Source organism: Psychromicrobium silvestre (genome assembly GCF_013408295.1).
GTDB classification, from domain to species: domain Bacteria; phylum Actinomycetota; class Actinomycetes; order Actinomycetales; family Micrococcaceae; genus Renibacterium; species Renibacterium silvestre.
Genome location: NZ_JACBYQ010000002.1, coordinates 1151914 through 1177332, shown reverse-complemented (window position 1 = coordinate 1177332; position 25419 = coordinate 1151914). Strand labels below are relative to the sequence as shown.

Sequence of the window (25419 nt, the reverse complement as noted above, 5' to 3'; positions counted from 1 at the left end):
GGGCGATCAGGCCTGGACCTTCGCCGCCGCGCGGGCCGGCAGGAAGCCTACCTTGCGGTAAACCTCGTCGATGGTGCCCGCCGCGAAGCCGCGCGCTTTCTCCGCGCCGACCGCCAACAAACGGTCCAGTTCGGCAGGATCGGAGAGCAATTCTTCGACGCGTTGCCGGATAGGGCTGAGCCGTTCCACCACGATCTCCGCCAACTCCACCTTGAGGTGGCCATACATCTTGCCCTGGTAATCCGTTTCCAACTGAGCCACCGGGGTGCCGGTGATAACCGATTGGATGGTCAGCAAATTGGAGATACCCGGCTTGGATTCACGGTCGAAGCGAATCTCGGAGCCATCGTCGGTTACCGCGGATTTGATCCGTTTAGCGATCGTCTTCGGATCATCCAGCAGATTCACTAGTCCCGCCGGGGACTGCGCCGATTTACTCATCTTGGCGTTTGGGTGCTGCAGATCGTAGATCTTCGCGGTGTCCTTCTGGATGGCGGGCTGCGGCACCACAAAGGTCTCGCCAAACCTCGAGTTGAAGCGCTGCGCCAGGTCCCGGCTCAGCTCCACGTGTTGACGCTGATCCTCACCCACCGGTACTAGCTGCGGGTTGTAGAGGAGAATATCCGCGGCCTGCAAGATCGGGTAGGTGAACAAGCCGACGCTGGCGTGATCGGCACCTTGCTTCTGGCTTTTGTCCTTGAACTGGGTCATCCGGGAAGCCTCACCGAAGCCGGTCAGGCAGTTGAAAACCCAGGCCAGCTGAGCGTGTTCCGGAACGTGTGATTGCACGAAGAGCGTGCACTTCTCAACGTCTACGCCACCCGCGATGTACTGTGCGGCCGTGATCCTGGTCCGGCGGGCCAAGATCTCCGGATCCTGGGGCACCGTGATGGCGTGCAGGTCCGGGATGAAGAAGAAAGCATCATACTCATCCTGCATCCGGACCCAGTTGAGCAGCGCCCCGAGGTAATTTCCTAGGTGCAGGGAATCGGCCGAGGGCTGCATTCCGGAAAGAATGCGGGCTGGAGTGTTCTGAGGCATCAGAGAGTTCGGACTTTCCTTGACTGATCAGCGAATGCTGTAATCGACAACGAGCGGGGCATGATCGGACCAGCGGCCATCGTAGCTGGCGGCCCGGTCCACCACAGCTGAACTCGCGGTAGCAGCCAGCGCCGGGTTAGCCATCTGGTAATCGATCCGCCAGCCCGTGTCGTTGTCGAACGCCTGGCCGCGCTGGGACCACCAGGTGTACGGTCCCTCCACGGGGCCGGAGAGCTGGCGGTGAACGTCAACCCAGTCCAGGCCACCCTCGACCCCTTCGGCGCTGAAGAACCGGTCGAAGTAGGCGCGTTCCTCGGGCAGGAAGCCGGCGTTCTTGACGTTGCCCTTCCAGTTCTTAATATCCAAGGTGGTGTGCCCCACGTTCAGGTCGCCGACAATGACGGCGTAATCCGAGGCGGCGGCAAGGGCGGGAAGTTTCTCCACCATGACGTCTAAGAAGCGGTACTTATCGACCTGCTTAGGGGTATCTACCTCGCCGGAGTGCACATAGGCGCTCACCACGGTGAGTTGTTTGCCATCAGGCAAGCGGTAATCGGCCTCAACCCAGCGGCCGGAGGTGGCGAAGTAATCATCGCCGATGCCCACCCGGGTGGCGATTGGCTCAATGGAGTCTTTGCGGGAGGCGATAGCCACACCAGCGCGGCCCTTGGCTTCCGCCTCGGCAAGCAGCAGGTGCCATTCCTCTCCGAGGAAGTCCTCCACCACGGAATCGGGTGCCCGGACCTCTTGCAGGCAGAGGATGTCCACATCGCGGCTGGCTAACCAGTCGGCCATTCCCTTGCGGAAGGAGGCACGGATTCCGTTCACATTGACGGTGGCAACCCGCAGGGTGTTCTTCGCTTTTTCAAGGCTTGGAGTACTCACTCGGTCAACTCTACCCGTCGATCACTACGCCGGTCACCGGTTCTTCGCCAGGACCTTCTTTCTTATCCACTCCGATCATGTCGCGGCCGTTGTGCGCGGTGATCTGAATGGTCTCCAAGGCGCGTTCGATGCTCTCTTTTGCGGCCGCACTGGCCGCTCCACCGGCTTCGGAGGCAGCGAGCTGCTCGGCAATAACCCGGGCCTGCACCTGAACGATCTTGAAGCTATGATCAAGCTTCATATCTCGCACCCCATCGCTCGGTGCGCTGTCCACCAAGGTGGTTCCGCCGTCGTCGGCTGTACTGCCTTGCTGATTCTTCTGCAGGGTGGACTGGGCGCGGCGGATCTGATCGGCCCCGAATCGCGCGGCTCGGTGGACGCCGACGTACACCAGCGTGGCCAGAACCAGCCAAGCTAGGGCCACCACCACAATGAACCAGCCCAGCACCGTATTGTTATTGGCGGCCATCACCAGGGCCACCAGGAACACCACGGCCAGGACAATAGGCCCGACGGCGGCCCAGCGGCCGGGGCTGCGACGGTTACTTGTGGATTCGGCACCTGAAGGGAACATATTTCTATTCTCCCAGGGCAACTGGGCAGGTGGGGGCGCTTCCGCGCCGGGCGAACGATTGGTGCTCAGGTTCTCGCCCTTAGTTCGGTACGATCCGATAGCTGAATCGGCCGGAGTATTCATAGAGCAATCCCAGCTGAGGTTGCTCTAAACGCATCGATACCTGCTGCTGACCAGACTCCGAATCGAAGCGTTCACTAATGCAGACCTTGGGCGCTATCGCGGTGGGAATTCGGAGTTTTCTACCGAAGAGACGCAGCCAAAGCGTCTTGCTGCTGAGCACTAGCCCGCCTTGTTCGGAGGTGGGGTTCAGGGCGACGATCAGCCTGCCGTTATGACCGAGATAATCGCTGAGGGTGCCATCCCGCTCCGCTGTAATGGCATCGACCATAACCCGCGTGCCGGAACGGAAGTGAAAGATACGCCGAGCCGAAATCGCCACCCTGCCTCGGGTATCAATAACGGGCCTATTCTCCACCTCAAAAGACACCTCTCGTTCCCACGCCGGAAACACCACACCGTTCCTAGCCAGTACCACGAGCACCGGCCAGAGCCACCGTCGCGGGGTACCCACGCACGCAAAAACCCCCTGACCTCGACCGATCCGCCCAGGCGGAATCTCGCCGAAATAGGGTGCCAGCCCTGGTTCCAATTCAGTCAGCAGTTGCGGGGCTACTAGCTCCCATACCGAACTCATGCTGAGAGCCTACGTCTTGCAGCTTGCTGCTTTTGAACACTGCTTTTGAACACCTGGTTCCGGACTACCACCGTGCAGATCAGATTTTCATCCCACCGGTCGGTGCCGCAGAACAAGGGGGTGCTACCTTCGGCCGGTATTCCCGTGGGCGATGAATCCGGCTCTCGGATGCTCGATAACTTACCGTCGCGGATCGCTGCCCTTCGGCTCGCAAATTTGCGAGCAACTCCTTGACAACCCGAGCCCGTTCAGCCCGTCGGGTCAATTCCCGCTCCTGAAAACCGTACAACTCAAACATCTTGTCTCTTCCCATCGACCAGTACCGATGATGAAATCAATCATTCAGCGTTTGGCCAGCACGGAGAAGGGTATTGCGGACAGCATGAGTCCGCGATCAAGGACCGAAATCAGCGCAGGAAAAGCTTGCGCAATCTGCTCGTGGTCAGCACTAGGCCGAAGGCGATCATTACCAGGTAATACAGAAGATGCCAGAGCGTTCCCAGCCCGATTACTCCAGCACCGAGTTCGCGCAGAAGCTCCACTCCGTGCCATAGCGGCATGGCTTGAATCAACCACTGAATCGGCTCGGGGTACACCGAAAGTGGGTAGAAGGTTGCGGAAAACAGAAACATCGGCAGCATCACGAAGTTGATCCAGTCCATCTGTTGGAAGGTCTTCATGAAACTGGTGATGCCCATACCAAAGCTGGCGAAGCCGAAGGCGATGAAGACCGAGGCCGGAATCATCAAAAGCGCCCACCAGGAGGTGATCAGTCCCATTACGGCCATCACCAGGGTGAAGCCGGTGGCATAGACCAGGCCACGCAGCAAGGCCAGGAAGATCTCCCCTAGCGCTACATCGAGCGGCCCCAGCGAGGTGTAGAGCATGCCTTGGTAGAGCTTGGCGAAGTTCATCTTGAAGAACACGTTCCAGGTGGAATCGTAAACCGCACCGTTCATTGCCGAGGTGGCCAACAGCGCTGGGGCGATATAGGCGGCGTAACTGACCGGCTGGCCACCCGGTCCCATCACGGTACCCACCAGCGCACCCAAGCCAACACCCATTGAGAGCAGATACAGCACGGGCTCGAAGAAGCCGGAAACCATCACTAGCCAATTGGTGCTCTTAGTGGCCAGCAGGCCTCGAGCGATGACCGATCGGGCGTTGCCGGAATACAGCGCGCCAAATCGACGGCTTTGGCGCGGTCCATGCTCGGGAGCCGACAACCCCAGCTGACGCTGCACCGTCTGGCTCATACGTTCATCCTTTTCGCGAAGTTGCGCTGGATGAGCACCCAACCCAAGGCGGCCAGCGCCAAGAGGTAAACGAGATGCACGATGCTCAGCCAGCCTGGCTCCTGATAACCAAAGCTGAGCGCCCTGCCCAGCTCGGTGGCGTGCCAGAGTGGGGAAATCCAGCCGATCCACTGCAAGAACCAGGGCAGCTGGGTGAGCGGGAAGAACGTGCCGGAGAACAGGAAAAGCGGCATCACTATGAACCGCTGTACGACGGCGAACTGGCCGGCGTCGTTTTTCAAGGTCGCGGTCCAGGCCATCAGCGGCAGCCCAAAGCTCATGGCAGCCAGGGTGGCGGTCAGCACGGAGAACCAGCCCCAGGGACTCGGAGCGGCCTGGAACAGCAGCACGATCACGTAGTAAATCGCGGTGGGCAACAGGATCCGCAGGAAGACCGCGATCACATGTCCCTTAGCGATTTGTTCCGGAGTGAGCGGAGAGGCGTGCGGGCCGAAATACAGCCGGCGCCACTTGAAGCCGTCCATCACCGGGAACATGAATTCGCCCGCCGCGGACATTAGCGCCGTGGAAGCGACCAGGGCTGGAGCGATGAAGGTTTGATAGCTGACCCCACCAAATTGGTTCTGCGCGCTGGCATTGACCAAGGAGGCCAGTCCCATGCCCATTGCGAAGAGGTAGGCGAGTGGTGATCCGATCGAATAAGCGATCACCGACCACAGATAAACCCGCATCTGCCGCAACACCTGCTCGGCAAAATACCAGGACCCGAAGCGAACCGCCTTGGCTGCGGATTCCTCCGGGCTGAGCGGAACGGGAAGCGGCGTACGTAGCTCAGTCAATGAGACTCCTCCCGGTCAGCCGGAGGAAAACATCCTCAAGGCTGGAACGTCTCACCAGGGAGGTCAGCGGGTGTAGCCCACGGTTAGAGACCTGCTCAAGCGCGGCCTCGCCGTCGTCGGCATAGATTAGTACCCGATCCGGCAGCGTCTCGCTGCGCTCCCCGATCCCCTTCAGCTCCTCGGCCACGGTGGCGTTCCGTTCCGAACCGAAGCGCAGCTCCAGGACCTCGCGGGTGGAGTATTCACGGATCAAGGACGACGGCGAGCCCTCCGCCATGATCCGCCCCTTATCCACCACGACCAAGCGGTCGCAAAGCTGTTCCGCTTCGTCCATATAGTGCGTGGTCAAGATCAGCGTGGTGCCGGCCTCCTTGAGTCGGAACAAGCGATCCCAGAGGATATGCCGAGCCTGCGGGTCTAGGCCGGTGGTTGGCTCGTCGAGGAGCAGAATCTTGGGATCGTTGACCAGCGAGCGGGCAATGGTCAACCGCCGTTTCATGCCGCCGGAGAGCGAATCCACCTTGGCATTGGCCTTATCGGTCAGCTGAGCAAATTCGAGAAGTTCATCGGCCTTGGGCTTGAGATAGCTCAACGGCAGACCGAAATAGCGACCATAAATGATCAGATTGTCCCGGACCTTGAGTTCCTCGTCCAGATTGTCCTGCTGCGGCACCACGCCAAGGTGAGCCCTGACCTGCGGGCCGTGCTGCTCCGGGTCCAGACCCATAATGTTCAACTGGCCGGAAGTGCGTTGGGAAACACCGCCGATCATCCGCATCGTGGTGGACTTCCCGGCGCCGTTGGGGCCAAGTAGACCGAAAGACTCCCCCGGGGCCACATCAAAGGAAATACCGTCGACGGCGGTGAAGTCACCATACGTTTTGCGCAGCTCCTTGGCCGAAACCACTGGTGCGTTCCGTTGATTTTGGGCTGAGGATGCCGGGGCGAGTTCTTCGTTGAGCACCAGAATAGGCTAGTACAAATATTCGATTTTGATAAGAGGTCGCTGGCGTTTTGTGGTGGCAGGTTTGGGCATTTGCCTTCCACCTTTGGGCTACCCCTCGGCCGGTGGTCGGGTGCGGAAGATCCTGGCGCCCATCATTAGCGGGAATATCCCATGTTTTCGGGTGGGCCAGATGTGATTTCTGTGCAAGAACTGCCAAGACTTGACGGCGGCATTCGCTAAAGCCTTCCACCGACCATCTTCGATGAGCGCGTCTTCATGAGGTCAGAAAGATCATCTGCCACTAAATCGAAAAATATTTAGAGCGTTATTCATTATCTCACTATGAGTTTTAGTATTTTTTGAACTCCCCCTTCATCCGCGTTACTTAGAAAAACACTCTTGGCCAGTCGAATCTTTTAAGAACGTTACTTGCAATTACCCTGCTCTCAAGTTCAAGCTTTTTAAGGGAAACGGAACTTCGTTGACCTAGATCTACGTAATCCAAATAATCAGAATATCCAACACTCAGGGCGATTACCACATTTAGCTCCACAGGAACATCACTCAGCGAGCTATAGATCTTATTTATGACAACCTATAAGTAAAAAGCAAAATTTAGAGAATTCAAAACTCCCAGTGAAACCATTCTAGCCAGATACAATACAACATGAAGGTATTGATCATCACTATTGATCGCAGGAAAATTTAGCTGCCCTGCAATCGTCCGAGAAATAGCGGTCCTCATCCCTGAATCAAGACTCTCGGAATAAGCGGCCAACTCCATTTGTGAAGCACTGTCCACGCCTGCCGCCAAGGCATCGGACGATAATCTACCTAAGTCAATAACCCCAGGAAGATTTAGCTTGTTGGTAACCCGGCGGAATATTCATAAGAGTTCATACAAGTTTCGACTCTCGTCATATTTAAATTTGTTCACCAGCGCCACCTGCGATGATAATGAATTCCTGCCTCCGAGCATTGAGCCTCTTCAATCAAATCATTTCTACGCCGCGGAAGTATAATTCCTTCAAATTATCGAATAAAGACTGAAACTCTGATCAGCGATTAGGCCGATACTCTTATAAGCCTCTTGACCCATAGCCCCCCTCTCGGAGGACCATAATGAATTTCTTCATCAGTAGAGGGGCGTGAAATTATGGGTGCTGTGGCAGACTTAAAACTATTCAAGCTCAAAAAGGTCACCATCTTGATCAAGATTGATACTTACCCAAATCAACGCATCATCCTTATCAAGTTCTTGGGGAGCAGGGCCGCGGAGCTCCAATGTATCCAAAAAGTTTCTTTAGAACGACGTATCCTTCATAAAAAAGTATGCTTGAGCGTTCTCATGGATCCTCGTCCAGCTATTCCTGGTGATCGATTTTATCAATTTGACGAGTGAATACTTAACGGACTAACTCTGACCGTCTTCTAGCATTGAATTACTTTGGAAATAGTAGACTGCTGCCCTAGCATCAAAAAAGCTTCCGCATCATATATAGTGACAATTACAGCCTGGATTGTAGCAGAGATTTTCGACTGCTGATCTACAGTAATCGTAACTCCTGATTCAATTTTAAGCTCCTCTGAGGATACATTGGAAACGTAAGCTACCATTGGATATCCTGTAGCACCTTCCCTCATAAGAGTCACAAGATCCTTAGGACTGTCGGAGAAACTTCGCCATCGTATTACTGTTTCATCAAGGTAGGCTATCTCTCCAAGCGAAGAGTCGTTCCGGACCGGAATATCATCCTCGACGATCAAGGTTTCCATACCACACAATGCTAATCTTTTCATGACATTCTCAGCCACCGTATCACTGTGATTCATTTCAATAAGTCTAGATGTATTATCCACCTCAATTACACTCTTTCCCTGAGGGGGGGCCAAAATAATTGCTGCCGTAAATCGATCAAGAGACTTTGAAATTAATTTATCTAGTTCAGGACCATTCATAAGACAATCCTCGACCCAGGAAATCGCCTGAGATAAATCTGAAGGTACGTCTAGAGATACTTTCATTCCAGCTCACTTCCCGCCTTTAAGAATTATCTTGCCATTTTCAAATATTCTATAAGCTATCTTTCCGGGGGCTGTCCAATCCCAATGAGGCCCAACCGGTGGTCCATGCTTAAGATCCGGATGCAGAGACTCTTTCATACTGGGTTTGAACGGGCTCTTCCTCTTCGCTACTCGCATCACTATTCGCAGCCTTCGTCGCAGCTTCCTCGTGCAGAGCCACCACCTTTGCGCCCTCCACATCAACATCCGGCAGAATTCGATCCAACCAGCGCGGGGTCCACCAGGCAGCCCTACCCAGCAGGTGCATAGCCGCCGGAACAATGGTCATCCGGACCACGAAGGCATCGAGTAATACTCCGAACGCCAGGGCAAAGCCGAGCGGACGAATCATGGTCAGATGGGAGAAGATGAAGCCCGAGAAAACGCTGGCCATGATGATCGCGGCCGCGACTACTACCCGCGCCGCATGACTGAAGCCGCTGCGCACCGCTTGCTGCGGGGTCTCGCCGTGAGCAAAGGACTCCCGCATTCCCGAGGTGATGAACACTTGATAGTCCATCGCTAGCCCAAAGAGCACCCCGATCACGATAATCGGCAGGAAACTCAGCACCGCAGCGGGGTCGTGCACATCGAAGAAACTGCCCAGCCAACCCCATTGGTAGACCGCTACCACGCCGCCGAAAGCGGCTGCCAAGGAGAGCAGGAATCCGCCGGTGGCCAGCAAGGGAACCAGGATCGACCGGAATACCAGAAGCAACAGGATCAGCGATAGACCCACCACAATGGCGAGATAGGGCGGCAGAGCTTCGCCCAGCTTATTGGAGACATCCACGTTCGCCGCGGTCTGCCCGGTGAGACCAATTTGGACGCCGGTCGCGGCCTTAATGCTGCCGCCATCAGCTCGGAGGTCGGAGACTACCTGGACAGTACTGGCACTCGCCGGACCTTCTGCGGGGATCACCTGGAACACCGCGGTGCGCCGGTCATCGCTCAGCACTACCGGGACCGCAGCCTTGACATTGTTGATCTTGCGCAGCCGATCTGCCACATCGTATTGCTTCTGCTTGGCCTGTTCGGCGCTCAATCCGGCGGGCAGATCACCCACCACCACGATGGGGCCGTTCATCCCTTGACCGAAGTTGTCGCCCACCAGGTGATAGGCCTGATAGGCACTGGATTCGACCGGTTCCGAGCCGCCGTCGGGCAGCGCCAAACGCAGGTTCAGCGCGGGCAGAGCCACCACACCGAGTACGATGATACTAGCGACCAAGGTCAGGATGGGATGCCGGGTCACCAAACCTCCCCAGCCACTCCCACGCTTCTCAAGCTCAGCGCGGGCCCCACGTGACTGTGGGCCCACCCAGCCACTCCCACGCTTCTCAAGCTCAGCGCGGGCCCCACGTGACTGTGGGCCCACCCAGCCACTCCCACGCTTCTCAAGCTCAGCGCGGGCCCCACGTGACTGTGGGCCCACCCAGCCACTCCCACGCTTCTCAAGCTCAGCGCGGGCCCCTCGTCCAGTGGACTCGACAGACTCAGCCGGCTGAGCGCCGTCGGCCGCCTGCTTTTGAGACTTTTCCGCAGCTGCCCCCGCGTTCCGCCAAGCCCGCTTGGAAACAATCCGGTTCCCCACCAGGCTCAGTATGGCCGGGGTCAGGGTGAGCGCGATCAACACCGCAATCGCTACCGTGGCCGCCGCAGCCAAGCCCAACACCGCCAGGAACGGCAGGCCGGTGACGGAGAGCGCTGCCAGCGCGATCACCACGGTCAAGCCAGCGAAGAGCACCGCGTTACCGCTCGTGCCGGTGGCCTTGGCAATCGATTCGCGCAGCTCCATCCCGGCCAGCAACTGCTGCCGGTGCCGATTCACAATAAAGAGCGAATAGTCGATGCCAACGGCAAGGCCCAGCATGAGCGCGAGCATTGGCGAAATCGAGCTCATCTCGATCACTCCGGTCAGCGCGAAGGTACCGCCGACGCCAATACCCACGCCGATCACCGCCATCACCAGCGGTAGGCCAGCCGCAATCAAGGTGCCGAGCATCACCATCAGCACAATGGCTGCGATGACCACGCCGATGATCTCCGCGGTGCCAAAGATTTCCGAAATGTCCTGGGTGATCTCCTTATCGTAGAAAACCTTCACCCCGGAGCTGGTGGCCGCGTTGACCACATCCTGGATTTGCTGCCGATCACTGGGCTGCAAGCTATAGAGCGATACCTTGAACTGCACCTGAGCCATCGCCACTTGATTGTTCTCCGAAACAAACCGCAGTCCCGCTGCGGCGTCAATCGGCTTCCGCTCGGCATCGATCTTCGCCTGACCAGCGACCAATTGAGCCTTCGCCGCGGCCAACTGCGCCTCTTGGGCGGAAAGTTGTGCGCTCGCTGCCTGATACTGGGCCACAAGAGCGGGAGGATTGGGCGGCACTGCCTCGGCCAGGGTCGCCTTGAGCTGCCCCACCTGAGTGCGGGCAGCCTCTAGCTCATTGTCCTTTGAACTGAGCTGGGCATTGCCATCGTCAATTTTCTTCTGCGCAGCGGCCAGTTGTGCCTTGCCGTCGTCAAGTTGCTTCTGCCGCTCGAAAGGATCGGCTATCGCCTGCACATAGTCTTTACTTGTCAAGTCTTTAAGAGCCGCAGCCACCGCCGTCTTTTGCGCGGCAGTGAAACCGTTCTCCGATTGAAAAACGATGCCAGCGCTACCCCCGGCAGAAGACGGCAAATCGCGCTCGAGCTGATCGAGCACGCGCTGCGTTTCGGTGCCCGGAATCTGGAAGTTATTAGACATCTGGCCGTGGAAAGCCGCCGCGGCGCCACCGGCGCCGAGCAGGATGACCAGCCAGACCACCACCACCGACCATCGGTGTTTAGCGGAGAATTTACCCAATCTGTACAACAAAAGCGCCATTGTAGAGTCCGTTCTATTCTTGAGAGTCTTGGGGGCTGCTGAGCACGAAACCGTCGCGCAAGTGGCCGATGGCTTCGATGAGAAGTTTTTGTAGGTCGTCCAGCGATTCAGGGCTGATCGTGGTGCCGTGCTTAGCGAACCAGACCTCCATCGAGGCCTTTCCGCAGGCCATAATGGAGCCGATCAGCGACCGCAGATAGAGCACATTCGCTTCCGGGTCGATTCGGAGGGCTGCCGCCTCGACAAGCTTCGCTTCGCAGTCACCCCAGATCTCTGACTGAAAGCGCCCGATCGTATCGTATTGCCAGGTCAGGCTGTACACCTCTGCCACGATGGCCAACTTGGTTGGATCGGCGAGCGCACGGAGCGCCTGCAGGGCGGAGTCCAACAGTGGTTCCTGGGCAGGGCGTTCAGAAAATTTCTCGGTGATCTGTTCCAGAAATGCTTCCGACGTCGAGGCAATAGCGGCTTCCGCAGAGGAAAAGTAATTGAAAAAGGTTCGCCGGGAGATTCCTGCGGCCTCAGCCACATCCTCCACGGTGAAATTGTTCAGGCCCTTGCTCCGCAGCAGTTCCAGGGCCGCATTCACAATTGCTTCTCTGGTCGCCGCCTTATTGAGTTCACGCCGATTCGGCGCCTCGGTGCTTTGATTCACGTAAATACACTAAGTGCAACTTTGCACTATGTGCAAATCAAAAGAAAACGCTGTGATCCTTGGAACCGTTTTGAGTGAACAAGAACGGTTCCAAGGATCACAGCGTTCGAAAAGCCTGGCAGAGCTAGCGGTGGTCCGCGCGCAGCACCTCCAGCCGGGCCCGGTATTCGGTCTCATCCACCTCACCACGGGCGTATCGCTCCCGGAGCACGGACTCCGCCCCTTGCCGGGAAGTGGTTTGGCGGTTCCGCCACCACATCCGACGGCCGAAGAAGATGAAGAAACCGATCAGCAGGATCCAGATGAAGGGGAAGATCAGGAACAAGGGAAAGAATCCGGGACCAGCCCAGGCGCCGTGCGCCGCAACCGCTGTGACCATTGATGTAAACATGACAACTCCTCAGATTGATGCAGCCGCTTTGGCCTTATCTCAAGTCTGTTTCTTCGACACGGGAAGTGCGTCCGACGGCGGGAGTCACCTGAGCGGTCCGGCGTACTCCCCTGGGTTTACGAGCCGGGCTATGAGCCTGAGTACGGGTCCCGTTCTAAACGGCCCAGTTGCACCAGCCCGGACTCATAGGCCAGCACCACTAGTTGCGACCTATCTCGCGCCCCCAACTTAGTCATAATCCTTGAGACGTGAGTTTTCGCAGTCAACGGGGTGATGAACAATCGATGCGCAAGCTCCGCGTTATTGCAGCCCTCACCCACCAAGCTCAGTACCTCACGTTCTCGTTCGGTCAAGGCGTCAAACCCCGGTGGTAAGTGCACGGTGTGGGCACGCTGCGCCAGCTGGGCAAGCATCTTCCTGGTGACCGAGGGCGAAAGCAAGGCATCCCCCTCTGCCACCACCCGGATTGCTCTAAGCAGTTCGGCTGGCTCGGTGTCCTTGACCAGGAACCCCGCCGCTCCGGCCCGGACTGCCTCAATAATGTACTCGTCCAGTTCGAAGGTGGTCAGGATGATCACCTTTGTGCCCGCGAGCGCGGGTTCGGCGCTGATTTTTGCGGTAGCAGCCAAACCATCACCATCGGGCATCCTGATATCCATCAGCACCACCTCGGGGCGGTGCTGTCTGGCCAGTCTGAGCGCTTCCGCACCGGTGCCGCATTCGGCCACCACCTGCATATCTTCTTCCGCGTTAATTAGCGCGGAGAATCCGGCTCGGATGAGCTTCTGATCGTCGGCTAGCAAGACGGCGATGCGCTCGCTCATGGCTTCACCTTCTCTTGGGACAAGGGAACGGCAACCTGAACACTCAGGCCGGGATGCCGTGGCTGGAACTCAACGGTGCCACCCAGCCCGGACACTCGCTCCCTGATTCCCGGCAGGCCATTTCCTTCGGCGTTCCCCTGAAGTCCGCGGCCGTCGTCGTCCACCGTGATCCTCAACCAGCCAGCAGCACTATTGAGCGCCACCGAAACTTGCTGGGCACCCGCGTGCCGGACAATATTGGTCAGGGCTTCCTGGATGATCCGATAGCTGGCTGCCTCCTGCTCGGCACTGAGCGGCTGGCTCAGATTGCTTTGCAGGCTGACCTGCAGGCCGGTACCGCGGGCGTCTTCGATCAGTTTGGGTAGCCGTTCCAGCAGGCTGGCGGGTACCAGCGGTGCGTCCTCTCGGAGTACCCCCAGCAGCTCGCGAACCTCATCGAGCGCTTCCTTGCTGGTGCTCTTGATCGCTTGCAGGGCTGGCTCAATCTGGCTCGGATCCTTCTGTGCCAGGTGCAAAGCCACCGAGGCCCGGACATTGATAGTTGAGAGCGAATGCGCCACCACATCGTGAATATCTCTGGCCAGCGCAAGCCTTTCGGCACTTCGAGCGGCCGCCATCCTTTCCTGACGGCGACGCCTGCTCTGCTCGATTCGCTCCACTCGTAGCCGGATCCCGGTGCCAATCAAGCCCAGGATGATCAACCAAGCACTCAGGGCGGAGGCTTTGACAGCCCAGTACTCCCCGCCCGCCAGGGCGTTGACCACGACAACCCCGAGCACTCCCAGCCCGATGCCGATCCAGGCAGCCAGCCGACGACCCGCGATTAACGCAAAAATGATTGCCACCACAAAGGTGAGCGCCTGCGGGCCGGTCGGGTATCCCCGCACGAGATAGAGCCCACTAAAAAACAGCGCACAGCCCACCATAAGGACAGGGAACTTGTGCCGCAGTAGCAGGCTAAGCGGGCCAGCAACTAAGCAGAGATAAGCCCAGAAATCCAGATGCCTAGCCTCGGGCTGCCAGCGGAGCGCAAATCTGCTACCAGCCACGCCTATTAGCACCAGCAGCACAACAATCACCGCGGTGCGAACATAGGCTGCCCGGAATTTCACTTCTCGAGCCTAGCGTTTCCGGGCAGCCGCCATGTACTCCCCCGGGAGTATCTAGCCCGGGAGTATCTAACGCAGGAGTATCTAGCTCAGGCGCTTAGCCGCTCAGCCGCCGCGACCACATTGCTCATCAGCATGGCTCGGGTCATCGGACCCACTCCGCCGGGGTTCGGCGAGAGCCAGGCCGCCACTTCAGCGGCCGCCGGGTCAATATCTCCCAGCAATTTCGGTTTACCGGTAGCTTCATCGAACTCCCGTGACACTCCGACGTCGAGCACCACCACACCGGGTTTGAGGTCTTCCGCCTTGATCAGGTGCGGCACACCAACCGCTGAGATAACGACGTCGGCCTGCCGCAGGTGGGCGGGCAGATCCTTGGTTCCGGTATGGGTGAGAGTGACAGTGGCGTTGATCGAACGTCGAGTGAGTAGCAGCCCGAGGGCCCGGCCCACGGTGATGCCACGGCCGACCACCACAATGTTCTTACCCGCCAGCTCGATGTCATTGCGGAGCATGAGTTGGATGGCTCCGACCGGGGTGCAGGGCAGCGGTGAGTCGATGGGGCCGTTCACGTTGAGCACCAGTTTGCCGAGATTGACCGGATGCAGACCATCGGCGTCCTTGGCTGGGTCAATCCGTTCCAGCACGGCTTGCTCATCCAGGTGCTTGGGCAGCGGGATCTGCACCAAAATGCCGTGCACCTCCGGATTGGCATTGAGCTCATCGATCACCGCGTCGAGCTCTTCTTGACTGGTTTCGGCGGGTAGCCGACGCTCGAACGAGGCGAAACCCAGCGCCGAAGCATCCCGGTGCTTCATCCGTACATATGCATGGCTGGGGGCATCATCCCCCACCAGAACGGTAGCCAGGCCAGGAGCTATCCCACGAGCAGTCAGCGCGGCGATCCGCTCCACGAGTTCGGATTTGACCTCGGTAGCCGCGCGTTCGCCGTCCAAAATCTGAGCCGTCATGTTCAGCCCTCCAATCCGGGGTAAAGCGGGAAGTCCGCCGCCAGCTTGTCTACCCGGGCGCGTAGTTCCTCAACGGAGCTTCCGCCCTTCAGAGCCAAAGCAATAATCTCGGCGACCTCGGTAAATTCGGTGCCACCAAAGCCGCGGGTAGCCAAGGCCGGGGTGCCGATTCGCAGACCGGAGGTGACCATCGGCGGACGCGGGTCAAAGGGCACTGCGTTGCGGTTCACCGTGATCCCGATGCTATGGAGTAGATCCTCAGCCTGCTGTCCGTCCAGCGCAGAGTTGCGCAGGTCCACTAGTACTAAGTGAACATCGGTACCACCGGTCAGCACCGAAACACCGGCCGCGGTCAGATCGGGCTGGTTCAGACGATCCGCCAAGATTCGGGCACCTTCTAGCACTCGTTCCTGGCGCTCCTTGAACTCGGCCGAAGCTGCCACCTTGAAAGCCACCGCCTTGGCCGCAATGACGTGCATCAGTGGGCCGCCTTGCTGCCCGGGGAACACCGCGGAATTGAGCTTCTTCGCCCAACGTTCCGAATCATTTGCCAAGATCACACCGGAGCGCGGACCCGCCAGAGTCTTATGCACGGTGGAGGTCACGACGTCGGAATAAGGCACCGGCGAGGGGTGCAGTCCGGCGGCGACCAGGCCTGCGAAATGCGCCATATCGGTCCAGAGCAGCGCGCCGACCTCATCGGCAATGGATCGGAAAGCCGCGAAGTCCAGGTGCCGCGGGTAGGCCGACCAACCGGCGATAATCACCTGCGGACGCTCGGCCTTAGCCTGCTCCCGTAGCTTGTCCATATCGATTCGGAAGGTATCTTCCTCCACCTGGTACGCGGCTACCTGGTATAGCTTCCCGGAGAAGTTCAGCTTCATGCCGTGCGTCAAGTGCCCGCCATGAGCCAGCGAGAGGCCGAGAATCTTCTCGCCCGGGTTGAGCATTGCCGCAAGAGCAGCCGCATTGGCCTGCGCGCCAGAATGCGGTTGCACATTGGCATAGTTGGCTCCGAAGAGCGACTTAACTCGGTCAATGGCGAGGTTCTCGGCGACGTCAACGTACTCGCAGCCACCGTAATAACGCCGCCCGGGGTAACCTTCGGCATATTTATTGGTCAATACCGAGCCCTGGGCTTCCAGCACGGCACGGGGAGCGAAGTTCTCCGAGGCGATCATTTCCAGGGTGTCGCGCTGACGGCCCAATTCGTCCTTGAGGACCTGGGCAATTTCGGGGTCGAGTTCGGCAAGGGGAAGATTCGAGGGATCGTTCGACATGGATGCTCCTGAAGACGAAGGGATTTCTACTGGTCAGACTACCGGCTGATACTCACGACATCAGCGGCAGAGATGACCCCGGTCCCAGGCGTTCGATCCATGGTCTGCGTGTGGGGTTGCCCCCGTGTCGCTCCCCGGTGGTGGACCACCTTACGCCAGTCGCGACCTCCTCAGTTTAGCTCAGCCCATGGCCCGAGTCAGCATCCGCGACGATCGAGAATTCCTGCATTGCTCTGTCTTGGCTCAGTCTTGCCAATCCACCGGCGTGGTTTGGCCGGTCTCAAAGTCTTGACGCAAGATCGCATAGGCCACCGAGTCCAGGTAGCGGCCATCCGCCGTCGGCCAGCCTTGACGGTAATGCGCTTCTTTGACGAAGCCGTTCTTGAGAAAGGTCCGACGCATCGCCAAATTGTCCTGCCTGGTCTGTCCCTCGAAGCGACGAACGTCCGGAAAACGTTCAAAGACCAAGGCGGTCAACGCCCCAAGTGCGGCAGCCGCGATGCCCTGGCCCCTGACGCTCTCGGCAAGGCGGAGATCGAAGAGTGGGGCGTCGTCCTGAAGGTCCTCCAGGACTGCGATCCCTACCCGTTCCGGAGTTTCGATCCAAAAAGTCTGCCTATCCTCATTCACATATGCGCCTTCGGCAATCCTGGTACGTACCCCTTCCAGGGTCAGCTCGCTGTAGACGTGGAAGGGCCAGCGATTCTCGCTCAGAAATTTGGCGAGTTCTTCTGCCTCGGATTCCGGTTCAAAGGAGCGGAGACTAATCTGCATTCGGTCAGCCTAGCAACGCCAGTGATCGAGCGATCAGGCATCCCAGTGCCTTCCGCGGGAATTACCACCCGGTTTGGCTCGTTGACCGAAACATGTATCAGATCATCGTCATCGGTGCAGGCCAGGCAGGGCTCTCGGCCGCGTATCACCTCAAACGCCGCGGCCTGCGCCCGGGCATTGATTTCTTGGTGCTGGACGCCAATGCGGGTCCCGGAGGAGCCTGGCGGCATCGCTGGCCCTCCTTGACCCTGGGTGCGGCTCACGGCATCCATGATCTACCAGATTTCCCGATGGGTAGCCCGGACCCGGGCCGTCCGGCATCCGAATTGGTGTCCGAATACTATGCCGCCTTCGAAGAGCGTAACGACCTACAGGTGAAGCGCCCGGTCCGGGTTACTGCGGTGCAGTCTGCACCCGAAACTGTGGAAACTCCAGCCGACGACGGCGGCCCCCTCACCGTTGCGGCCGAGGCCGGCAACTTCAGCACTCGGCTGGTGATCAGTGGCACCGGAACCTGGGATAAACCCTATTGGCCCTATTATCCGGGTGCCGCCGATTTCCGCGGTCGCCAACTGCACACCCATGATTTCCGCAGTGCGGAGGAGTTTGCGGGTGAGCGGGTGCTAGTGGTGGGTGGTGGCACCTCCGCAGCCCAGTTCCTTTTGCAATTGGCTGCGGTGGGAGCCCATACCTTTTGGTCGACTCGCCGTCCGCCCGAGTTCCGGTGCCTGGACAAGAACCCTGATTGGGGTCGCGACGTCGAACAGGCTGTCAATGAGCGCACCCGGGCTGGGTTACCGCCGATTAGCGTGGTCGGGGTCACCGGCTTACCGATGACCCAGATGTACCAGAACGGCATCGACTCCGGCATCTTAGTCTCCCGCGGACCACTGCGCTCGCTCGGCGAGCACTCCGCGGTTTTCGACGACGGTACTGCGGAACCGGTGGACGCTGTGCTCTGGGCCACCGGGTTCCGGGCCGCACTGGATCACCTAGCCCCACTCCGACTTCGCGAACCGGGTGGTGGAATTGTGATGGACGGCGTCCGAGTGATCAAAGAACCCCGGCTGCTCCTGGTCGGATATGGAGCCTCGGCTTCCACCTTGGGCGCCACCCGCGCCGGACGGGCAGCCGCTCTGGCCGCGGTGAAACAACTTGAAGCCTTAGACCGGCAACCAGTGGCCTGAGCGACCCACTAGATTGGAACCATGACTGTCCAGGACCCCACCAGCTACGCCCTGACGCTTTCCTGCCCGGATCGACCCGGCATTGTGCATGCCGTGAGCGGGGCGCTGCTGGAAGCAGGCGGGAACATCGTGGAGTCCCAACAATATGGCAGCCCTGCGGCAGCAAAGCAGCAAGGCCGTGCGGAGCAGCCCAGCGGCCGGTTCTTTATGCGTGTTGAGGTGGCGACGTCGTCGCCCCTAGAACCTTTGCGCGGCCAACTGGCACCGGTGGCCGCAGAATTTGGGATGGAATGGACCTTGCATCCCGTGGGCGCACCGGTACGGACCCTGATCATGGCCTCCAAAGAAGCGCATTGCCTTAATGAGTTGCTTTTCCAACAACGCTCAGGAACGCTGCCCATCACGGTTCCGGCCATCGTCTCCAACCACCCTGAGCTAGCCGAGATGGCTGCCTTCTACGGGGTGCCCTTCCACCATGTGCCGGTGGCTTCCAAAGCCGAAGCCGAGCAAGAGCTGCGCCGCATCATCGAAGATGAGAATATCGAATTGGTAGTCCTTGCCCGATACATGCAGATTCTCTCTGATGAGCTGTGCCGGGATCTGACCGGACGAGCCATTAATATCCACCACTCCTTTCTGCCCTCCTTCAAAGGCGCAAGACCCTATGCCCAGGCCCACGCTCGCGGTGTCAAACTAATCGGAGCCACCGCACATTACGTCACCGGTGATCTTGATGAGGGGCCGATCATTGAACAAGAAGTGATTCGGGTGGATCATGCCCATCCATCCGAGCGCCTAGCGCAGATGGGCCGGGCGGTGGAGGCGCGGACTCTCAGCCAGGCAGTGCGCTGGCATGCCGAGCACCGGGTCTTGCTGGACGGTAACCGGACCGTTGTCTTTAGTTGATCCGATGCTGACCCTGGGTCCTGCTCGATGCAGCGAAACGACGGTACGGTAAGAACATGAGCCCTGTTTATGAGTTCTCCGGAAATGCCCCTGCCGTCGCCGAAGACGCCTTCGTGGCCCCGAATGCCAGCATTATTGGCCGGGTCACCCTCGGTTCGGGGTCAAGCGCTTTTTATGGTGCAGTGCTGCGCGGCGACGTCGCGGACATCAAGGTGGGCAGCAATAGCAACCTGCAAGACAATGTAGTGCTGCATGCCGATCCTGGTTTCCCCACCTCTATTGGCGATGGCGTCAGCGTGGGCCACGGGGCCGTGGTGCACGGCTGCACCGTGGAGAATGATTGTCTGATTGGGATGGGAGCAACCGTGATGAACGGGGCCGTCATCGGAGCCGGGTCCTTGGTGGCTGGTGGGGCTGTCGTCCTCGAGGGCACCCAGATCCCGCCGCGTTCCTTGGTTGCCGGCGTTCCGGCTAAGGTCCGCCGAGAGATCAGCGATCAGGAGTTCGTCGGAATCCAAGAGAACGCCGAGCACTACCGGAAGTTGTCTCAGGAACACCGGAAACTCCACGGCTGAGGCCGGCCTCAGCCCGCTACAGCTATCCGCGCGAGTTCGCGTTTCGGTCTCGAATTCGCCTGTTTTTATCCGCGAATACGCGATTCAAAAGCGAACTCGGCGAGAGTTATTGCGTTCACTTCTTGACGACAAACTCAAAGTGATGCAGGCTACCTATATGTCTGTCGAACCACGTCCAACGACGAAAACCCGTCGCAACCCTGGCTCGCAGTCGGCACTCCGCCAGCTCAATCAGCAGCGCATTGTCGAGACTCTACTGGGCACCGGCCCACTCACTCAGGCGGAGATCTCTCGGCAGACCGGGCTCTCCACCGCCACGGTGTCGAATATTGTCAAGATCATGTCCGACGACGGTTTGGTCTCCACCACGCCGACCACCAGTTCGGGGCGGCGAGCGGTCTCGGTGCGGCTGAATTCGGAGGGGGCAGTCGCCGTTGGAATCGACGTTGGCCGCACCCACGTGCGGGTGATCATCGCCAGTCTGGACTATCGGATTATCGCGGAACGTGCGGTCCCGCTGCCGCTGGGCCATCTGGCGATCGAGGGAGTCGAAGCCGCGGCCAGGCTGCTCAACGAACTTCTGGAGGAGTCCGGATTGCAGCACAGCGCTGTGGTGGGTGCAGGCGTCGGCATCCCGGGCCCCATCGACAGCAGAACCGGCACCGTCATCCAGGGTGCTATTCTGCCCGAGTGGGTCGGTATCAATATCTTGGAACTGCTGGAAAGTGCTCTGGAAGTCCCGGTTTATATCGACAACGACGCGAACCTCGGGGCGCTGGCGCAAGTTACCTGGGGCCCGCACAGCACGATCAGCGATTTGATCTTCGTGAAAATTGGCAGCGGCATCGGCGCCGGGCTAATTCTTGGCGGCAGCCCACACTACGGCCACTACGGAGTCACCGGAGAAATCGGCCACGCCACCATTTTCGAGCAAGGAATGATCTGCCGTTGCGGCAATCGCGGCTGCCTGGAAACCGTTGCTTCCACCGCGATCATGATCGAACTGCTCTCCCGAGGTGCCCCGGAACCAATCACCACGGAGGATATCGTCCGGCTCGCCTTCGAACGCGATCCCGCCACGCTACGGGTGATTGACGACGCCGGTCAGGCAGTTGGGCGGGCGATGGCCAATGTGGCTAACCTACTCAATCCCGAAGTCATCGTGGTGGGTGGCCCGCTGGCTGAACTGGGCGAGCTATTGCTCGATCCGATCCGCCGCGGCCTGATTCGTCACGCCGTCCCCTCCGTGGGTGAGTCCACTCAGATCGTGATGTCTTCACTAGGTAACCGGGCCGAGGCACTGGGCGGCGCCACCCTGGTTTTTCAACAGCAAGGCATCCACTCCGCACTCTGAACGACGCGGTAAGGACATAACCACACGAAGAACTGAGAACTGTTACAGAGCTGTTGTGTTCAAGACTTGACGACAAGCAGTGTGACCTAGTTTACTTTTCTTGAGACATAAGCCTGGAACGAAGTCGTTCCGGAAGCACCACTGGGAGGGATGTTTCATGTCAAACAGCAACACTGTTGCTGCTCCGGTGATTCTGGAGATGCGATCAATCACTAAAGAGTTCCCGGGCGTCAAGGCGCTTTCCGAGGTATCAATCACCGTGCGTGCAGGAGAGATCCACGCCATCTGCGGCGAGAACGGTGCCGGTAAATCGACCCTGATGAAGGTGCTCTCCGGCGTCTATCCCTTCGGAAGCTACGAAGGCGACATTGTCTATCAGGGCGAAGTTTGCCGGTTTAAGGACATTCGCGCCTCCGAGGCCGCCGGCATCGTCATCATCCATCAGGAGCTCGCCCTCATTCCGGAGCTTTCCATCACGGAGAACATTTTCCTGGGCAACGAGCCCACCAAGTTCGGTGTGATCAACTGGGGTGAGGCCCGCAGGACGGCCATCGAGCTGCTGGCTCGGGTAGGTCTGAAGGACGATCCAGATACCCCGGTCAAGGAAATCGGCGTCGGCAAGCAACAGTTGGTGGAAATCGCTAAGGCCCTGAATAAGTCCGTGAAGCTGCTTATTCTGGACGAGCCGACCGCCGCCCTCAACGAATCGGACTCGCAGCACTTGCTGGATCTGATTCGTGGCCTCAAGGGCAAGGGCATCGCCTCGATTATGATCAGCCACAAACTTAATGAGATCGAAGCCGTTGCCGATTCGATCACCATCATCCGGGACGGAAAGTCCATCGAAACCCTCGATGTGAAAGCCGACGGCGTGGATGAGGACCGGATCATCCGCGGCATGGTGGGGCGCACCTTGGAATCTCGATTCCCGGATCACACGCCAAATATTGGCGAGGTGTTCTTTGAGGTTAAGAACTGGAACGTCGCGCATCCCCAGATCGCCGATCGGATGGTCTGCAAAAACGAATCGTTCGCGGTTCGTCGCGGCGAAATCGTCGGCTTTGCGGGCCTGATGGGAGCCGGACGAACCGAGTTGGCTCGTTCCATCTTCGGCCGTTCCTACGGCCGCTTCCTCTCCGGCACCATCATCAAGGATGGCAAGGAAATCACCCTGCACAATGTGACCCAAGCGATCAACCACGGCCTCGGCTACGTCACCGAGGACCGGAAGAGCCTGGGGCTCAACCTGCTCGATGACATCAAAACCACCACGGTTGCGGCGGCCCTCAAGAAGATCACCCACAATATGGTGGTCAACGACGACGAGGAATACTCCGTCGCTGAGGATTACCGGAAGCAACTGCGAACCAAGACGCCGAGCGTCGAAGAGGGCATTTCCAAGCTCTCCGGTGGAAATCAGCAAAAAGTTGTGCTGGCCAAGTGGATGTTCACCGATCCGGATCTGCTGATCCTGGACGAACCTACTCGGGGCATCGATGTCGGAGCTAAGTACGAGATTTACGGCATCATTCAAAAGCTCGCTGATCAAGGCAAGGGTGTCATTGTGATCTCTTCCGAGCTGCCGGAGTTACTCGGCCTTTCTGACCGGATTTACACCATCTTCGAGGGCGCCATCACCGGCGTCCTAGACAAAGACGAAGCCAGTCAGGAAAGCCTGATGAAGCTTATGACAGCCGCTAAAAAGACCGCCTAAGCGAAGTTTTCAGGGAACAGGGACTTTCAACGATGAATAACGTCAAACAAATCTTCGGCGGCAATCTCCGTCAGTTCGGCATGATCGGTGCACTGGTCATTCTGATCTTATTGTTCCAAGTGCTTCACGGCATGAGGCTCGACGATGCCTATAACGGGATGAATTTCTTCAACTTCTTCCCCCGAGCCTGGGACGGGTTCCTAGACGGTCGAATGCTTACACCTGTGAACATGATCAACCTAGTCAACGGCAACGCTTACATTTTGATTCTGGCTATTGGCATGGTGCTGGTCATTATTGCTGGTCACATCGATCTCTCAGTTGGCTCGGTAGCGGCTTTTGTCGGAATCGTGGTCGCTCTGGTGATCCAAGACTGGGGCGTGCCGTGGTGGCTCGGGATCATCATCGGTCTAGCGCTTGGGGCCCTTATTGGCGCCTGGCAGGGGTTCTGGGTCGCTGTCGTAGGTATACCGGCGTTCATTGTGACGCTGGCGGGAATGCTGTTATTCCGTGGCCTAAACCAAGCCATCGGGCACTCCGCGACGGTCCCGGTGCCTGAGGAGATCCAGTTCTTAGGCGGCGGATTCCTCCCCGAGGGAGGGCCAGACACCGGTTTTAATAACCTAACCTTACTTCTCGGTCTGCTCGGTATCGCTGCCGTCATCTTTGGTGAGCTCCGTTCTCGCAGTAACTCAGTGAAGATCGGTTCTACTGTGCCGCCGCTTTGGGTTACGGTAACCAGGATTGGGCTAGTCGGAGTAGTTATCATTTACGCTACATACCTATTCGCTACAGGGAACAAAGGCACTTCGTTCCCCTTCTCCGGGGTCATCCTAGGCATCCTCGTTCTGATCTACGCGTTCGTCTCGTCCAAGACCATTTTGGGCCGACATGTCTACGCGGTGGGTGGAAATAAGCACGCTGCTGAACTCTCCGGAGTCAAGAGTCGCAAGATCAACTTCCTCGTCATCATGAATATGTCCATCCTGGCCGCGGTTGCTGCCATGGTCTTCATTGGACGCGCTGGCGCATCTGGTCCCGGAGATGGTACGGGCTGGGAGCTGGATGCTATCGCTGCCGTCTTCATTGGCGGCGCAGCGGTCAGTGGCGGTGTAGGCACCGTGATCGGTTCAATGATTGGTGGACTGGTGATGGCAGTACTCAACCAAGGACTTCAGCTTATTGGAATGGGCGCTGATATGACTCAAGTCATCAAGGGCCTGGTGCTGCTGATCGCTGTTGCTATCGATGTCTATAACAAGTCGCAGGGTCGTCCCTCGATCATTGGCTTGATGATGAAAAACACCAACCGCAAGGAAAAGGTGGGCTTGCAGTCGCCCACCGAGCAAGTCCCAGTAGAGACCTCTACAAAATAGTCCCCTTATTTGAGAAGAAAGCGATAACCATGGTGAAATTCACTAAGACGCTGACGTCGGTTGCGGCCATCGCGGCGATTTCGGCATTAGCCCTGACCGGATGCGGTCGAAGCGATTCTGGCAGCGGCTCTAGCTCTAGCGGCGCTGCCGGCTTCGACAAAAGTTCGTTGATTGGTGTGGCACTGCCGCAGAAGACCTCCGAGAACTGGGTCCAAGCAGAAGGCTTGTTCAACGACGGTTTGAAGAACGCTGGGTTCAAGGGCGAGGTTCAGTTTGCCAATGGCGGCGTTACCGAGCAACAGAATCAAATCAGCTCGATGATCACTAACGGTGCCAAAGTTATTATTGTTGGCGCCGTCGACGGTGGTCAGCTGGGCACTCAGGTCAAACAAGCCAAGGATGCCGGCGCGACTATCATCGCCTACGACCGAGACTTAACCAAGACTAGCGACGTTGATTACTACGTGGCTTACAACAACTTCAAGGTTGGTGAACTGCAGGGGCAAGCACTATTGGCTGGCATGAAGGCCAAAAAGCCCAACGGTCCCTACAATATCGAGGTCTTTGCTGGTTCCAACGATGACGCTAACTCGAAGCCGTTCTTCGACGGCGCGATGAGCGTACTCAAGCCAAAAATTGATGACGGCACCGTCAAGATCGTATCCGGGCAAAGCACGCAAAACGCTGCTGCTACCGCTGGGTGGCTTGCCGAGAACGCTCGCAAACGGATGGACACTTTGCTGGCAGGCTCGTATTCAACGGCAACACTGGATGGCGTGCTCTCGCCAAATGACACCCTAGCTCGCGCTATTATTGGCTCTGTCAAGGCCGCTGGTAAGCCCATTCCAGTGATAACTGGCCAGGATTCCGAAGTTGACTCGGTCAAGTCGATCATGGCTGGGGAGCAGTACTCCACCATCAACAAAGACACCAGCAATTTGGTGACTGCGGCCATTCAAATGGTGAAGGATCTGCAAGAAGGCAAGACTCCGACCACCAACGAAAAAGACAATAATGGCTCCAAGGAAGTACCAACTCAGTACCTTGAGCCGGTCATCGTCACCAAGGCCAATGCAGCAGAGGCCTACAAGAACAACCCCACCCTGGAAGCGCTGACCAAGTAAGTCCC

23 protein-coding genes and 1 riboswitch are annotated in these 25419 nt (G+C 58.3%); of the genes, 7 read left to right on the top strand and 16 right to left on the bottom strand.

The genetic code is table 11. The features are described 5' to 3' along the window. Positions 1 to 6: 6 nt before the first annotated feature. The 16 genes from trpS to FHU41_RS13335 form a co-directional block, all read right to left on the bottom strand. On the bottom strand, positions 7 to 1041 hold the full coding sequence (gene trpS, locus FHU41_RS13410; RefSeq protein ID WP_179390121.1) for a tryptophan--tRNA ligase: 1035 nt from the start codon (positions 1039 to 1041) through the stop codon (positions 7 to 9). 27 nt (positions 1042 to 1068) lie between these two features. After that, positions 1069 to 1926 (bottom strand): exodeoxyribonuclease III, encoded by an 858-nt coding sequence (locus FHU41_RS13405; protein ID WP_179390120.1) that lies wholly within the window; start codon positions 1924 to 1926, stop codon positions 1069 to 1071. A gap of 10 nt (positions 1927 to 1936) precedes the next feature. Further along, positions 1937 to 2500: a hypothetical protein gene (locus FHU41_RS13400; RefSeq protein ID WP_179390119.1), complete on the bottom strand. Its 564-nt coding sequence runs from the start codon at positions 2498 to 2500 to the stop codon at positions 1937 to 1939. 79 nt (positions 2501 to 2579) lie between these two features. Then, the gene (locus tag FHU41_RS13395) at positions 2580 to 3197 is read right to left on the bottom strand and encodes a DUF4166 domain-containing protein (protein WP_179390118.1); all 618 of its coding nucleotides are present in this window, start codon (positions 3195 to 3197) and stop codon (positions 2580 to 2582) included. Positions 3198 to 3604: 407 nt separating this feature from the next. Further along, a complete protein-coding gene (locus tag FHU41_RS13390) occupies positions 3605 to 4453 on the bottom strand; it encodes an ABC transporter permease (protein WP_179390117.1) in 849 nt (282 codons plus the stop codon). Further along, on the bottom strand, positions 4450 to 5292 hold the full coding sequence (locus FHU41_RS13385; protein ID WP_246279617.1) for an ABC transporter permease: 843 nt from the start codon (positions 5290 to 5292) through the stop codon (positions 4450 to 4452). Before FHU41_RS13385 ends, FHU41_RS13390 begins: the two co-directional genes overlap by 4 nt. Further along, the gene (locus FHU41_RS13380) at positions 5285 to 6256 is read right to left on the bottom strand and encodes an ATP-binding cassette domain-containing protein (protein ID WP_179390116.1); all 972 of its coding nucleotides are present in this window, start codon (positions 6254 to 6256) and stop codon (positions 5285 to 5287) included. The genes FHU41_RS13385 and FHU41_RS13380 overlap by 8 nt, the downstream gene beginning before the upstream one ends. A gap of 1413 nt (positions 6257 to 7669) precedes the next feature. Then, positions 7670 to 8197, bottom strand: a complete 528-nt coding sequence (locus FHU41_RS13375) for a hypothetical protein (RefSeq protein ID WP_179390115.1) — start codon at positions 8195 to 8197, stop codon at positions 7670 to 7672. Between the two features lie 175 nt (positions 8198 to 8372). Beyond that, complete coding sequence (locus FHU41_RS13370; RefSeq protein WP_179390114.1) at positions 8373 to 11174, bottom strand: MMPL family transporter; 2802 nt, start codon at positions 11172 to 11174, stop codon at positions 8373 to 8375. 13 nt (positions 11175 to 11187) lie between these two features. Beyond that, on the bottom strand, positions 11188 to 11829 hold the full coding sequence (locus FHU41_RS13365; RefSeq protein WP_179390113.1) for a TetR family transcriptional regulator: 642 nt from the start codon (positions 11827 to 11829) through the stop codon (positions 11188 to 11190). A gap of 124 nt (positions 11830 to 11953) precedes the next feature. Continuing rightward, positions 11954 to 12220, bottom strand: coding sequence for an SHOCT domain-containing protein (locus tag FHU41_RS13360; protein ID WP_179390112.1), 267 nt, complete (start codon positions 12218 to 12220; stop codon positions 11954 to 11956). A 128-nt stretch (positions 12221 to 12348) separates the two neighbouring features. Further along, complete coding sequence (locus tag FHU41_RS13355; protein WP_179390111.1) at positions 12349 to 13044, bottom strand: response regulator transcription factor; 696 nt, start codon at positions 13042 to 13044, stop codon at positions 12349 to 12351. Further along, positions 13041 to 14156 (bottom strand): histidine kinase, encoded by a 1116-nt coding sequence (locus FHU41_RS15430; protein ID WP_179390110.1) that lies wholly within the window; start codon positions 14154 to 14156, stop codon positions 13041 to 13043. The genes FHU41_RS13355 and FHU41_RS15430 overlap by 4 nt, the downstream gene beginning before the upstream one ends. 86 nt (positions 14157 to 14242) lie before the next feature. Continuing rightward, on the bottom strand, positions 14243 to 15124 hold the full coding sequence (locus FHU41_RS13345; RefSeq protein ID WP_179390109.1) for a bifunctional methylenetetrahydrofolate dehydrogenase/methenyltetrahydrofolate cyclohydrolase: 882 nt from the start codon (positions 15122 to 15124) through the stop codon (positions 14243 to 14245). A 2-nt stretch (positions 15125 to 15126) separates the two neighbouring features. Continuing rightward, positions 15127 to 16404: a serine hydroxymethyltransferase gene (gene glyA, locus FHU41_RS13340; RefSeq protein ID WP_179390108.1), complete on the bottom strand. Its 1278-nt coding sequence runs from the start codon at positions 16402 to 16404 to the stop codon at positions 15127 to 15129. Between the two features lie 75 nt (positions 16405 to 16479). Continuing rightward, a riboswitch (ZMP/ZTP riboswitch) is annotated at positions 16480 to 16577 on the bottom strand. A gap of 70 nt (positions 16578 to 16647) precedes the next feature. Next, positions 16648 to 17178 carry a GNAT family N-acetyltransferase gene (locus FHU41_RS13335; RefSeq protein WP_179390107.1) on the bottom strand — a complete coding sequence of 177 codons (531 nt, stop codon included), beginning with the start codon at positions 17176 to 17178 and terminating at the stop codon, positions 16648 to 16650. A 92-nt stretch (positions 17179 to 17270) separates the two neighbouring features. On the opposite strand from FHU41_RS13335, the gene FHU41_RS13330 reads away from it, so the two are divergent. The 7 genes from FHU41_RS13330 to FHU41_RS13300 all read left to right on the top strand — a co-directional run bounded on the left by FHU41_RS13330 (position 17271) and on the right by FHU41_RS13300 (position 25414). Beyond that, positions 17271 to 18365 carry an FAD-dependent oxidoreductase gene (locus FHU41_RS13330; protein WP_179390106.1) on the top strand — a complete coding sequence of 365 codons (1095 nt, stop codon included), beginning with the start codon at positions 17271 to 17273 and terminating at the stop codon, positions 18363 to 18365. Between the two features lie 21 nt (positions 18366 to 18386). Next, the gene (gene purU / locus FHU41_RS13325) at positions 18387 to 19271 is read left to right on the top strand and encodes a formyltetrahydrofolate deformylase (protein WP_179390105.1); all 885 of its coding nucleotides are present in this window, start codon (positions 18387 to 18389) and stop codon (positions 19269 to 19271) included. A gap of 56 nt (positions 19272 to 19327) precedes the next feature. Further along, the gene (locus tag FHU41_RS13320; RefSeq protein ID WP_179390104.1) at positions 19328 to 19846 is read left to right on the top strand and encodes a gamma carbonic anhydrase family protein; all 519 of its coding nucleotides are present in this window, start codon (positions 19328 to 19330) and stop codon (positions 19844 to 19846) included. A 157-nt stretch (positions 19847 to 20003) separates the two neighbouring features. Next, positions 20004 to 21200, top strand: a complete 1197-nt coding sequence (locus FHU41_RS13315) for an ROK family transcriptional regulator (RefSeq protein WP_179390103.1) — start codon at positions 20004 to 20006, stop codon at positions 21198 to 21200. A gap of 157 nt (positions 21201 to 21357) precedes the next feature. Beyond that, a complete protein-coding gene (gene mmsA, locus FHU41_RS13310; RefSeq protein WP_179390102.1) occupies positions 21358 to 22914 on the top strand; it encodes a multiple monosaccharide ABC transporter ATP-binding protein in 1557 nt (518 codons plus the stop codon). A gap of 32 nt (positions 22915 to 22946) precedes the next feature. Further along, positions 22947 to 24290: an ABC transporter permease subunit gene (locus FHU41_RS13305; protein WP_179390101.1), complete on the top strand. Its 1344-nt coding sequence runs from the start codon at positions 22947 to 22949 to the stop codon at positions 24288 to 24290. A gap of 29 nt (positions 24291 to 24319) precedes the next feature. Then, a complete protein-coding gene (locus tag FHU41_RS13300) occupies positions 24320 to 25414 on the top strand; it encodes a substrate-binding domain-containing protein (RefSeq protein WP_179390100.1) in 1095 nt (364 codons plus the stop codon). Positions 25415 to 25419 lie beyond the last annotated feature (5 nt).

Bases quoted from the DNA above. Each gene is read 5' to 3' on its own strand.
- FHU41_RS13320 (WP_179390104.1), top strand. From the start codon at position 19,328: ATGAGCCCTGTTTATGAGTTCTCCGGAAATGCCCCTGCCGTCGCCGAA.
- FHU41_RS13300 (WP_179390100.1), top strand. From the start codon at position 24,320: ATGGTGAAATTCACTAAGACGCTGACGTCGGTTGCGGCCATCGCGGCG.
- FHU41_RS13315 (WP_179390103.1), top strand. From the start codon at position 20,004: ATGTCTGTCGAACCACGTCCAACGACGAAAACCCGTCGCAACCCTGGC.
- FHU41_RS13390 (WP_179390117.1), bottom strand. From the start codon at position 4,453: ATGAGCCAGACGGTGCAGCGTCAGCTGGGGTTGTCGGCTCCCGAGCAT.
- FHU41_RS13360 (WP_179390112.1), bottom strand. From the start codon at position 12,220: ATGTTTACATCAATGGTCACAGCGGTTGCGGCGCACGGCGCCTGGGCT.
- glyA (WP_179390108.1), bottom strand. From the start codon at position 16,404: ATGTCGAACGATCCCTCGAATCTTCCCCTTGCCGAACTCGACCCCGAA.
- FHU41_RS13305 (WP_179390101.1), top strand. From the start codon at position 22,947: ATGAATAACGTCAAACAAATCTTCGGCGGCAATCTCCGTCAGTTCGGC.
- FHU41_RS13355 (WP_179390111.1), bottom strand. From the start codon at position 13,044: ATGAGCGAGCGCATCGCCGTCTTGCTAGCCGACGATCAGAAGCTCATC.
- trpS (WP_179390121.1), bottom strand. From the start codon at position 1,041: ATGCCTCAGAACACTCCAGCCCGCATTCTTTCCGGAATGCAGCCCTCG.
- mmsA (WP_179390102.1), top strand. From the start codon at position 21,358: ATGTCAAACAGCAACACTGTTGCTGCTCCGGTGATTCTGGAGATGCGA.
- FHU41_RS13330 (WP_179390106.1), top strand. From the start codon at position 17,271: ATGTATCAGATCATCGTCATCGGTGCAGGCCAGGCAGGGCTCTCGGCC.
- FHU41_RS13400 (WP_179390119.1), bottom strand. From the start codon at position 2,500: ATGTTCCCTTCAGGTGCCGAATCCACAAGTAACCGTCGCAGCCCCGGC.
- FHU41_RS13345 (WP_179390109.1), bottom strand. From the start codon at position 15,124: ATGACGGCTCAGATTTTGGACGGCGAACGCGCGGCTACCGAGGTCAAA.
- FHU41_RS13335 (WP_179390107.1), bottom strand. From the start codon at position 17,178: ATGCAGATTAGTCTCCGCTCCTTTGAACCGGAATCCGAGGCAGAAGAA.
- FHU41_RS13375 (WP_179390115.1), bottom strand. From the start codon at position 8,197: ATGAATGGTCCTGAACTAGATAAATTAATTTCAAAGTCTCTTGATCGA.
- FHU41_RS13395 (WP_179390118.1), bottom strand. From the start codon at position 3,197: ATGAGTTCGGTATGGGAGCTAGTAGCCCCGCAACTGCTGACTGAATTG.
- FHU41_RS13370 (WP_179390114.1), bottom strand. From the start codon at position 11,174: ATGGCGCTTTTGTTGTACAGATTGGGTAAATTCTCCGCTAAACACCGA.
- purU (WP_179390105.1), top strand. From the start codon at position 18,387: ATGACTGTCCAGGACCCCACCAGCTACGCCCTGACGCTTTCCTGCCCG.